The organism is Corallococcus sp. Z5C101001 (genome assembly GCF_007352635.1).
Classification (GTDB): Bacteria; Myxococcota; Myxococcia; order Myxococcales; family Myxococcaceae; genus Corallococcus; species Corallococcus silvisoli.
Genome location: NZ_VKLU01000005.1, coordinates 1,190,357 through 1,202,428, shown reverse-complemented (window position 1 = coordinate 1,202,428; position 12,072 = coordinate 1,190,357). Strand labels below are relative to the sequence as shown.

The 12,072-nt window shown below is 70.4% G+C and carries 3 protein-coding genes (1 of these 3 running past the window's edge); 2 read left to right on the top strand and 1 reads right to left on the bottom strand.

The window, feature by feature from the left end; genetic code table 11:
* Positions 1–548: 548 nt before the first annotated feature.
* Positions 549–1,505 (bottom strand): peptidylprolyl isomerase, encoded by a 957-nt coding sequence (locus FOF48_RS15125; protein WP_143902074.1) that lies wholly within the window; start codon positions 1,503–1,505, stop codon positions 549–551.
* A gap of 179 nt (positions 1,506–1,684) precedes the next feature.
* Here FOF48_RS15125 and FOF48_RS15120 point away from each other — a divergent pair, with 179 nt between their 5' ends.
* Positions 1,685–2,590: a peptidyl-prolyl cis-trans isomerase gene (locus FOF48_RS15120; protein WP_186001916.1), complete on the top strand. Its 906-nt coding sequence runs from the start codon at positions 1,685–1,687 to the stop codon at positions 2,588–2,590.
* A 28-nt stretch (positions 2,591–2,618) separates the two neighbouring features.
* Positions 2,619–12,072: the 5' end (the start) of an Ig-like domain-containing protein gene (locus FOF48_RS15115; RefSeq protein ID WP_143902070.1), read on the top strand. Its footprint extends 21,779 nt past the window's final position; only the first 9,454 of its 31,233 coding nucleotides appear in the window; its start codon is at positions 2,619–2,621; its stop codon lies off the right edge, out of view.

The window sequence follows — 12,072 nt, the reverse complement described above, 5'->3', positions numbered from 1 at the left end:
GACACCTTCCGAGGTGCTGAACACTCATCTACGTTCACTTCAACCAAGAGGCGTTGCGACGACCGCTTGAATCCGCCGGGTCACGCCCAGAAGTTTTGGAGCCAGGCAAAGAGCCGCGCCACCTTCCGGCGTCGACGGTATTGGCGCATCTCGCGCCCATCCTGGGCCCTTGGCTTGCTCCCGGCGCTGAGGAGCAATCCACTTCACTCCCTGCTCGTGCCACAGCCGATCGCCGAGCGACTCAGCGTCATAGGCCTTGTCGCCGATGAGTCGCGGGGAAGCTCGTCGATGAGGCTCTCGTCGAGGGTGCTTCCGAAGAGGCTGGTTGCGTGGGGAGAAGCGCTCGCCGCGCAATGGCGAGAGAAGGACCAGCTCCGTCTGCAGCGGCCATGACCGTCGTCGCCTTGTCCCGCTTCGTCTTTCCGACGCAGGGCTCGCTATTTTCGCCGAAGCGAAGAGCGGGTCGACGAAGCCCTCCTCGGCTTGCCAGCAGGGAAGGGCGAAGGGGGCCCTGCCTTCGCGATGGAAAGGCTGGGCCGCTGTCCTCCTCAGGGCGAAGACTGCGCGTTGCCCACGCCATCCTTGTCGACAGAAAGGCTGCTCAATACCTTCTCATCGACCTCCACCTTCGTCTTGCCCAGCAGCCCCGCCATCAGATCATCCATGGCCCGCGAGCGCTTTTCGACCATCAGGCGGCTCTCGATGCGCGGCTTCACCTGGTCCACCGTCTGGGAAAAGCCCGGCTGCCGGGCCGTCAGCTTCAAGAGGTGCAACCCGCGCGAGGACGCCACGAGTCCGACCTCGCCGAGGGTCTGTAGTCCGAAGGTGGCATCCGCGACGGGCTGGCCCCACTTCGCCGCCAGTTCTTCCTGTGTCAACAGGCCCAGTTCGCCTCCCGCATCCCGAGAGGCCGCATCGTCCGAGCGCTTCCGGACCTGCTCCGCGAACGCCGTCTTCACCGGCCCCGCCTCCTGCTTGCGGATCTCCGCCACCAACTTGTCCGCCTCCGCCTTCACCGCGGCCCGCTTGGCGTCCCCTTCCGCGGACGCCAGGAACACCTGACTTACCCGTACCTTTTCGGGCCGGACGAACTCCGTGAGGTGCTCCTGATAGTATTTGCGCACCTCGTCGTCCGTGGGGGGCACGGTCGTCACGCTCGCCGCCTGCTTCTGAACCAGCCGCTGGACCAGCAGCTTCTCCACTGCTGCCTGGAACTCAGGATCCTTCTCCAACCCCTGACGGCGGGCTTCCTGCGCAAGCACTTCGAAGCGGACCAGCGTGTCAAGGAACTCTTTCTTCATTTCCAGCGAACCGTAGCGGGACCGGATAAGGGGCGGCTGCTCTTCGAGTCTTGCTTTGTATTCACTCGCGGTGATTGCACCCGAGCCCACTCGCGCCACCACTGGGTCATTTGTGCTCCCCTCCTGTGACATTCCTGAACCCTTGCATGCATTCAGGAGAAACAGGGCTGTTGTTGTGGCGGCAGCAATTTTGGCGATATTCATGAAATGCAATCCCTGGAGGGAATTCCGGCGAGCCTGGGCCCCAACGCCCGGCTGCGAGTCACGGGGAACCGTAACAAAGAGGCGGCGGTGAATTCAAACGCGTCAGGGGCACGTGCTATTGCTGCTCAAACGCCAGATCGTGCACACTGTGGCTGTCTTCTCCGTCTCAGAGGAATCCTTTGCAATCGCCTGTTCACACCCTCCACCGCGCGTTGTTGCTGCTCGCGCTGAGCTCCTGTGAAGGACGGCCTCTCGAAACGACGGCGTCGGCCGGCCCGAAGGCACCGCTTCCCCGCGAACTGGTGGCCCGCTTCGACGGAGGCGTCGTCACCCGGGAGGAGTGGGAGCGCGAATCGCGGCGGTTGCCGCCAGCCCTGCGCGAGCAGTTCGCGAGCGAGGCCGGTCAGCGTGAATTCGCTTGGTCGCTGGTGGACAAGCGCCTGCTGGTGACGGAGGCGAAGCGCCAGGGGCTGGCGGGACGCGAGGACATCGCCCGGCAGGTACGTGAGCTGGAGGAGCGGCTCATCGTGCAGGCGCTCCTGACCCAGGAGGAGCGATCCGCTGGCGCCGCGACCGAGCAGGAGTTGCGAGGCTGGTACGACGCGAACCGGCAGGAGTTCGAACAGCCGGAGCGGATCCACCTGGGGCGGGTGCTGGCCCGCTTCGAACGGCAGGGCAGCGCGGGCGACCGCGCCCGGGCGCGCACCCGGGCGGAGGAGTTCGCGCGGCGTCTCCAGAAGGAGCCGCTCGCCCAGGTGCAGGCGAGCGGGGATGGCCCGGAGCGGGCGCGTGGCGGCGACCTGGGCGTGTTCGCCCGGGGCGAACTGCCGGACCGGCGGCTGGAGGCGGCCGCGTTCGCGCTGAGGACGCCGGGGCAGGTTTCCCCGGTGGTGGAGACCGAGGAAGGTTTCGCGGTGGTGCAGCTGCTGGAGCGCCGGCCCGCGCGGGTCCCTCCGTATGAGGAAGTGCGGGCGGAGGTCGAGGGGCGGCTGGCGCCGGTGCGGCAGCGCAAGGTGTTCGATGCGCTGCGCGCGCGGCTGCGGAGTGGTTCGGACGTACAGGTCGAGGTCACGGCGCGTCCCTGACGCGTCGGCGGGAGAGGGGGAAGTACCCATGGAGCGTTTCTCCACACCGCGCCTGCGGGCGTTGGCGGCGATGATTTTCGTGCTGGGCTGCGCCATGCCGGGGCTCGCCCTGGCCCAGGCCGCGCCCTCGGTCGCGTCCGTCTATCCCCTGAGGTCGATCCAGCCAGGGGCCCGCTCGGTCGAGCTGGGCTTCGAGGTCGACGGCGGCGCGTCCCAGGTGGCCGTGACGCTCCAGGGCACCTCCGCCACGAAGGGAGTCTTCGTCGACCTCGCGCGCGTGATGGTGTCGCGCGATCAGGCCGGCGCGGTTCCCTTCCACGTGCTCGTTCCTCTGTCGCAGGGGTTTCCGGCGGACGGCCGGCTGGTGGTCTCCGCGACCCCGGTGGCTGACGAGGGCGCGACGGCGACCGCGGTGCAGGTCGTGCTCGATGCGACCCATCCGCCGCCAGCCTTCGCGCCGGACGCGGTGCGGGCCCGGGCGTCGGTGGACACCGGTCAGCTGTTGGTGGACGTGGCCTTCCAGGGGAGCGTGGCGCGCGCGGAGCTGACGGTGCTGGGCGCGTCCGCGGCCCTGCTGCGCACCGTGAAGGGCGACCTCGCGGAGGTGGAGTCGCATGCGTTCGCGGTGGGGCGCCGGCTGGTCGCGCGCCCCCGGGTGGCCGCGCCAGGCCGCGTGGCTTTCGCGGTGCCGGTGCAGGGAGAGCGCATCCCCTCGGATGGCGTGGTGGTGGCGGACGTGGCGCTGGTGGATGCGTTCGGCCGGACGGTGCACACCTCCACGGTGGAGTTCACCGACTCGGCCGCCTTCGATCCGGTCTTGTTCCTGCGCGCCAGCCCCACGTCGCTGCTGCTGTCGGAGGGCTTCGGGCAGCGGGTGCCACTGAAGGTGACGGCGGTCTTCGCCATCGCGGGCGAGGTGGACGTCAGCGGCGGGGCCAGCGGCGCCACCTATGAGTCGGACGACCCGTCCGTGGCCATGGTCACGCGTGATGGTCAGGTGGTGGCGCGGGCCACCGGCTCGGCGCGGGAGACCGTGGTGCGCGTGCACTACGCGGGGCTCACCGCGGAGGTGCCCGTCCTCGTGGACTCCAGCGCGACCCTGGCGTCGCTGGAGGTCGTCCCCGTGCCGTCGGAGGCGCCCGCGGTCATCGAGAGGGTGGGAGGCTCGCTGCAACTGCGACTGGTGGGGACGCTCTCCAACGGCCAGCGCGTGGACCTCTCACCTTCCGCGCTGGGAACACAGTGGCGCTCCGAGGATGCGTCACGCCTCCAGGTGTCCTCGGAAGGTCGCGTCACGTCGCTTCAGGCCCAGCCCACGCGCGTGTTCGCGAAGTACCCGGACCAGGCCGAGGTGTCGCTCTGGGTGGATGCGCGGGACGCCTTTCCGGAGGTGAAGCTGAGCGCGCCCAGCTCCGTGGTGGCTGGAGGTGAGCTGGAGGTGAAGGCCCTGGTGACCGACGACGTCGGCGTCACACGGGTGGAGTTCCGCGTCAACGGTGTTCCCACCGTGACGGACACCGAAGCGCCCTTCACCCTCCAGGTCAAGGCGCCCTCCACGGTGGGGGCGATCCTGGTGCTGAGCGCCGTGGCGGTGGACACCGCGAACCACGAGAGCGCCGCCGCCGAGCTGCGCATCCCGGTGACCGGCGCGCCGGCGCCCAGCAGCCGCACCCTCGTGTACGACGCGCCCGAGGCGGGTCAGGTGCTGGTCGCCGGCCTGCCCCAGACGGTGCGCGTGACGAGCGGCGACTGGCGGCAGGGCTCGTTGTCCCCAAGCGACTTCCAGTCCGTCCGCTTCACCGTGGATGGCGCGCCGCTCGGGCTGGCCTCCGCTCCCCGGGTGGAGGTTCGCACGTTGAAGTCGGAGAAGGGCGTGGATCAGCTCTTGCTGGTGCCCTTCTGGGAGGTGACCTTCATCCCTCCGCTGACGGCGGCCGGCACCGGCGTCATCCTGCGCGCGGAGGCGGTGGACGGCTTCGGCGCTCCGGTTCCCGCGCAGTCGCTCCCCGTCCGTGTCGCGGCGGACTCCGCGCCCCTCGTCACCCTGAAGACACCCGCCGTGTCGCCCGTGGATGTCACCGCGGGCGCGCCTTTCCTCGTGAGCGGTGCGGTGGCGGACGACGCGCTGGCGTTCGGGGTGGACGTGCGCCTGATGGTCAATGGGGCCACGGTCGCCACCCAGCGGCTCGCGAAGGCGTCCTTCGAAGGATCGCCTTCCGGGTCCACGGAGTTCACCTTCACCTGGACGCCCCCCACCTCGCTGCTGGGGTCGGACGTGCAGGTGGCGGTGCAGGCCATCGATGTGGGCGGCAACGCGCGCAGCGTGGGGTTCCGGGCCCATGTGAAGGCGGACCGCCCGCCGCAGATCAACATCGTCAGCCCCGGGATCTCCGACCCCATCCTCGCGGGCTCCCGCGTGCTGCTCACCGCGGACGTGTCGGACGACTCGCCGCCGCCGTTGCAGGTGACCTGGTACGTCGACGGAGTGGTGGTGGGCCTGTCCAGCGCGGCCCCGTACGCCGCGGAGGTGCTCGTGCCCGTGGACGCCGTGGGCAGGACCCTGGTCTTCAAGGCGGTGGCGCGAGACTCCGTTGGCATGGAGACCGCCGTGACGCGCAGGTTGACCGCGTCCCCGGACTTGTTGCCGCCCTCGGTGTCCCTTGTCACGCCGCTGATGAACGCCTCCGTGGTCACCACCCAGGATCTGCTTGTGACCGCGGCCGGCCTGGATGACGTGGGCGTCAAGAAGGTGGAGCTCTTCCTCGACAGCGCCGTCCAGCCTGTCTTCACGGACTCCGCCCCGGCCCGCAACGGCGCCACGTCAGGCTCGTTCATCACCCACTTCATCCTCCCCAAGGCGTCCATCGCCACGCTGGGAAGCCACCGGCTGCGGGTGCATGCCACGGATGCCGCCGGCAATGTGGGCATCTCGCCGGAGATCCTGTTCCAGTCCAAGGCGGATGGCGCGCCGAGCGTGGCATTCGTGCGGCCGGGCGCGGAGACCTCCGCGACGCTTGGCACGTCCCTGGAAGTGCTGGTCAACGCGACGGACGACGTGGCCGTGCAGCAGGTGGAGCTCTACCTGGGGGCCACCCGGGTGGCGTCCCTGGTGGCGGCGCCGTACCGCTTCGAACTCCCGCTCACGGGCGGAGCCCGGACGGAGACGCTCCGCGCGGTGGCCACCGACTCCGGTGGGCATCAGGCGGAGGCGACCCGGATCATCCACCTGGTCGAGGACGACCAGGCGCCGCTCGTGGGGTTCCGTTCGCCTGGAGAGGGCGCGAGGGTCTTCGCGAAGCGCTCGCTGAAGGTGGAGGTGGTGGCCTCCGACAACGTGGGCGTGGCGTGGGTGGAGTTGTACCGAGGCGCGGCCCGGGTGGCTCGCCTCACCACCGGGGAGGTGCAGGGGCTCTATCAGGTCTACACGTTCCAGGTCCCGCTGGCCGAAGGGGATGCGAATCAGGAGGTGACATTGCGCGCCGTGGCGTCGGACCTCGGGTCGCAGGGCTCGCCAGCCCGGACCGCGGAGCGGACGCTGAAGGTGCTCGTGGTCGAGGACGCGCCGCCCACCGTGACGGTGCTCGCCCCGCCTCCCGGCAGCCCCTACAAAGAGGGCGAAGATGTTCGCATGACGGTGTCGCTCGGCGACGACGACGGCGTCATCGGCTGGGTGGGCGTGTCTGGCGGCATCCTCCAGGGCACGCTGCCCGAGACGGGGCCGGTTCGGAACGTCACCCAGCCCCAGACCGTGGTGGTCCGGGCGCCCATCGTCCACCTGGGGCAACCCGCCACCGTGGGCGTCATCGCGAGGGACACGAAGCCGCAGGACTCGCAGCCCGTGACCGTCACCCTGGCCGTGGCGCCTGACACCCAGAAGCCGAGGGTGAGCCGGGTGGCTCCGTCCGCCAGCACCGTGGAGGTCGTGTCCGGGGGCACGTTGGGCGTCCGCGTGGAGGTCCGCGATGACGTGCGGGTGTCCTCCGTGGCCATCCTCGTGGACGGGAACCCATTGACGCCCGCGGTGTCGCTGCCGAACGTCGATGAACGCTTCGACGAAGTGCGGACCCCCGACCCCCTGGGGCCGGGGACGATCCTGCTCAGCCGCGAGTACGTGGGCACCTACGCGGGGACGGTGTCCCTGCCCACCTTGAGCCCCACGCGGCACCACCTCATCGCGCGCGCGTTCGACCCCGCCGGCAACTCCGCCGACACCGAGGTGACGCTCGATGTGAAGGAGAAGGTGGACCGCGAGGCGCCCCGCTTGACGCTGTCCCTGCGGAAGACGCCGGATGACACGACGTGCGTCGCGGGCACGACCGTGGAGCTGGTGCTTCAGGCCAGTGACGACGGCCAGGTGAAGACACTCGAAGCCCGGCTGGACAACACCCCGTTGACGCTGCCGGCCATCACCCCGGGAGCGACGGTCACTGCGACCGTGAGCGTCGCGTTGCCGCAGCTGGCCTCCGGCTCCCGTCCGCTCGTCTTCTCGGCTCGGGCGGTGGATGCGACGGGCAAGGCGACGGAGCAGGTCCTCACCCGCGTGCTGATGCCGGACGCCGCGCCGACGGTGTCGTGGCTCGTCCCAGCGGCGGGCGCGGTCCTCACCGAAGAGCGCTCGGAGTCCCTCCAGGCCGAGCTGCGGGACGACGTGAAGGTGGAGTCCGGCTTCGCGGTGCTGGCGACGTCCGAGGCCACCCCCGTTGACGGAGCACCAGAGGCGTTCGACGTGGCGACGCCGGGCGCGACCGGCGCGGGGCTCGCCTCCCTGTTGACCTGGTCCCTGGGCGAAGGGCGCACCTCCCAACTGGAGGTGACCTCAGGGCGAGTGCGCGTGGTGCCCCCAGCGGCGGGGCTGGGGAACCAGCCGGGCCGCGCGAAGTTGAAGGTGGTCGCGCCGCCGTCCGGCCAGTCGCTCAAGGCGCGCGTCGGGTACCGCTACCGCCTGGGCGCTGGAGCGGAGGCCCTTCCGGAGGTGAAGACCTTCCTCGCGACGCTGAGCGCGGGGCACCGGGAGGTGGAGTTCAAGGCGCCGTCCTACGAGGTCGACCTGGGCTTCCCGGCCGCCCTGACGGTGGATGAAATCGACGTGGAGCTGTCATCCGGCGGCGCGCCTGGGGCGGCCGTGGAGATCAGCCGGACGCAGCTCGTCTATGACGCGGGCTCGGTGCAGGTGCGGGCGGTGGCGGCCGGGACGTGGCTCGCGACCGCGCGCTGGAACGTCATCGCGTCCTTGCCGGGCCGCGCGCTGCAGCCGCAGCTCGCCCTGAGGCCTCCGCTGGGCTGGGCGCCTCGCACGGCGGTGTTGACCGCCTTCGCGGGGGATGGCCAGGGACACCGCGCGCGCGCGGTCCGGACGGTCAGCGTGCAGCCCGACCTGGAGGCCCCGGTGGCCGCGGTGCTCCAGCCGTCCAACGGGGGCTCCGTGGTGGCGGGCATGCCCGTCTCCGTGCTCGTGTCCTTCCGCGACAACGTGGAGGTGGAGTCCGCGGAGCTGTTGGTGGATGGCGCGGTCCGCGAATCGTTCACGCGCCCCGCCGCTTCGGCGCAGCGCACGCTGGTGCTCCAGCCCACCGCCACCGGGGCTCCCGTGGCCTTGACGGTGGTGGCGAGGGACCGTGCGAGCAATGCGTTCCTGTCGCCTCCGGCCTTCGTGCATGTGCGCGCGGACACGGCGCCCACGGTGCGGTGGGTGAAGCTCGAGTCCGCGGTGGAGTCGGTGTCCGCGACGGAGTTGGACAGCGGGCTCGTGCGGCTCGTGCAGGGCATCCCGGCCACCCTGACCCTGGAGGCTTCGGATGACGTGGGGGTGGCGCTCATCACCACCGCGTTTGGCGATGCCCCCCCGGTCTCGCGCACGGTCGCGCCGGCCCAGGCGAGTGTGTCGCATCCGGTGACGTTCACGCCCCCCGTGGCGTGGGACGGCGCTCCCTCCGTGCTGCGCGTCACGGTGACGGACACGGCTGGCAACGTGGGAATGGCCCGGCTCGTGGTGGAGGGGCGCAAGCCCCAGGCGCCAGCGCTCGCCCTGTCCGCGCCCGAGCAGAACGCCACCCTCGTCGAAGGCAGCATCCAGCTCTTCGTGCAGGCGCTCGCGGGCGACGACACGGGCGTCGCGAAGGTGGAGTTCTTCCTCAACGGCCAGTCCGCGCTCCAGATCGATGGGGCGCAGGGCGCGCCCATTCCCGTCTTGCAGGACGGGTTGATCAACGGGCTGCCGGTTCCCGTGGACGTCCGCGTGCGAGCCGCCTTCCAGGCACTGGTCGCCGGCGATGAGAACTCGCCCTACCGGGACATCTCCAGGCTGAAATCCTATGGCGGCCGCGTCCGGTTGCCTCCCGGCTTCCTCGCGCTGGATCCATCGCGCTCGCAGACGTACTTCGATGTGCGGGTGGTGGCCACGGACAAGGAGGGCCACGCCTCCGTCGTCGAGCGGTCCACCCTCGTGGTGGCGGACGACAAGAGCCCCTCCGTGCAGGTCCTTTTGCCCACGCTCCGCCAGGCGGTGGTGGAGAAGACCTCGTTCCGCGTGTCGGCGGCGGCCTGGGACAACGTCTTCGTGGAGCAGGTGAAGCTGCTCGCGGGTCCCAGCATGGCGGAGCTCCAAGTGTTCCACACCGCCGGTGGCTTCCCACAGGAGAACGCGTTCCCGTCCTCGGAAGTGGACATCTACGCGCCGCTCATCACCGCCCAGGCGGTGGCGCCCGCGCTGCCCTCGCTGGGCAGCGTGGACATGGACTACTTCGTGGCCGCGGAAGCCCGGGACATATCTGGGAAGACAGCGTCCTTCATCCAGCCCATCCGGGTGGTCCGCGACCGCGAACCCTCGGTGGCCATCGTGTCACCACCGGATGGCCGGACTGTCGTCAGGGGCAGCCGCGTCGCGGTCTCGGTCGCCGCCGAGGACGACGTGGGCATCGCGTCGGTGCAGTTGCGGATGAACGACGAGGACCTGCCTCCCGTGTACCAGCCCCCGTTCACCTTCCTGGTGACGGTGCCTCCCGGGGCACAGACGCTGTCCCTCCAGGCGAAGGCGGTGGATACGTACGGCCATGCCGTCTTCAGCCAGGTGGTGGTGCTGCCCGTGGGGGAGGACGCTCCCCCGACGGTCGCGGTGGCCCAGCCGCATGATGGCGACATCCTCACCGAGGGTCGGGACTTCGGCCTCGTGCTGGCGGCGCAGGACGACGTCGGCCTGGCGTGGGTCGAGGCGGTGGTCGAGGGCGGGGTGACGGGCCCCCTGCGTTACACCGCCACGGAGAAGCCCTTCTCGTTCCGCGTGCCGCTGCCGTACGGCTCCGCCAAACACCCCCTCACCGTGCGCGCCCGCGCGAAGGACACGTTCGGCCACGTGGCCGAGGCTCCGGTGGTGACCCTGCAAGTCCAAGCGGACGCCCAGCTGCCCACGGTGCGCTTCCTCACTCCCGCGGACCACTCGGAGATCGTCGCGGGGATGAACGTGGACCTGGAGGTCGTGGCCGAGGACAACGTCGGCGTCGCCGCGGTGGTCTTCTCGGTGCAGGAGGGCAGTGGTCCCCTCACCCCGCTGGCCACGCTACCCGTGCCGCCGTACCGCTTCACCTACCGCGTGCCCACAAGGCCCGAGAATGCCCCCGACACGGCGCTGACGTTCGTCGCTCGCGCGGTGGACACCTCCGGCAACGAGAAGCAGGCGCGCTCGGAGCTCACCGTCGTGAACGAGAAGCCCCTGGCGGTGGCACTCCAGGGATCCAGCGATGTGGTGGTGGGCCTGGCCTCGGACTTCACCGCGGTCGTGTCGAACGCCAGCCTGGGCGTCGCGCACGTGTCGCTGCACGCGGGGCCGGAAGCCGGAGCCACGGAGGTCGCGCGGCGCTACCTGCGGCCCTTCACCTTCGCCTACGAGGCACCGGCGGCGCAGGTGGACCAGACGGTGCGCTTGCGCGCTCACGTGCTGGATGTGGCGGGGCGCGAGGCGTGGTCGGCCCCGCTGGACGTGCTGGTGAAGAAGGACCAGAAGCCCACGGTGGTGCTGCAGAAGCCGCTCGCCGGAACGAACGTCTTCGACGGCGGCCGTGTCCGCATCGAAGCGAAGGCGCTGGACCCGGATACCGGCATCCGGAAGGTCATCTTCCTGGTGGACGGCAAGCGGGTGGATGTGGCCGAGCACCCCGCGGGGATTCCGGGAGCCCCCGACGTCTACGTGGGGACGTTCGTCGCCCCCGTGGGCAGCCGCAACCGGCGATTCGTCATCACCGCGGTCGCGGTGGACAATGCCAACCAGGAGACGGAGTCCGCCCCGGTGGACGTGGGCACCGTGAGCGACACCGTCCCTCCGGACGTGGAGTGGGTGGATCCGCCCGCGGGCGACGTCGTGACCGGCGGCAGCCTCCTGGTGCTGAAGGCCGCCGCCCGCGACAACGTCCAGGTGAGCGAGGTCGCGTTCTATGTGGATGGCACGTTCGTGGACTCCACGACGCAGTCGCAGCCAGGCCCCGCGGGCCGGCCCTTGTATTCGCGAAGCGCGCTGCTGCCGAACGACCGTGCCGGGCAGCTGCTGCCCCTCTACGCCACGGCCGATGATCCGACAGGCAACAAGGGAACCTCACCGACCGTCGAGGTGGAGCTGGGCCTGCAGCCATCGCTGGCGCGGCTGAGTCCCTTCAGCTCCGGACGGCTGGGCCCCGTGGCGGCGGACGAGACAGGCCGGGTGGTGGTGGGCGCGCAGGGGCTGAACAGCCTGGAACTGCTCCAGGGCAATGCGCTCGTCTACGCCCAGCTCTCCACGGGGGCGATCCAACAGTCGTCCTACGTGCCCTTCACGGCTCCCCCCGCGGCGGTCGCCTTCTACGGCACGCACGCGCTGGTGCTGACGCCGGGACACACGCTGCAGGGCCAGTACATCCCGCCGCTGTTGTCGGTGGTGAATCCGGGGCAGATGAAGGTCCTGGGCAGCGTGGACCTTCCTGGCACGGACGTCCGGGGCGTGGCGGTGAAGGACCGGCTCGCCTACGTCGCCAATGGCACCGCGGGCGTGGTGGTGGTGGACCTGTCCGACCCGAACCTCCCGCAGCGCGTGCGGACGGTTCCCGTGGTGGGCGCGGAGGGCGCGCAGGGGGTCTTCGTGTCTGGCCACCTGTTGCTGGTGGCCGCTGGGAGCGGTGGGTTGCGCATCCTCGATTTGCGCAATCCCAAGCTCCCCATGGTGTCGCCGGAGCGCAGCTTCGTCGCGGTGCCCGGCGCGGCCAGCGCGGTGTCGGCCGTGGGCTCGCGTGCGTTCGTCGCATGTCAGGGCGCCGGTGCGTATCTGGCGGAGGTGGACTTCTCGCGCCCGGAGGCGCCACGGCTCGTGTCGCTGCTGTCGCACGCTCCGGCTCGCAAGGACCTGCTGGCCACGGGGCTCGAATCGGTGAGCGTGTCGGGGAATCTCGTGCTCGCCACCAGCGGGCTGACGGACCAGGACTCGCAGCCAGTGAAGGGCATGCTGTCGGTGTCCACCTTCCCCC

Bases quoted from the DNA above. Each gene is read 5' to 3' on its own strand.
- FOF48_RS15125 (WP_143902074.1), bottom strand. From the start codon at position 1,505: ATGAATATCGCCAAAATTGCTGCCGCCACAACAACAGCCCTGTTTCTC.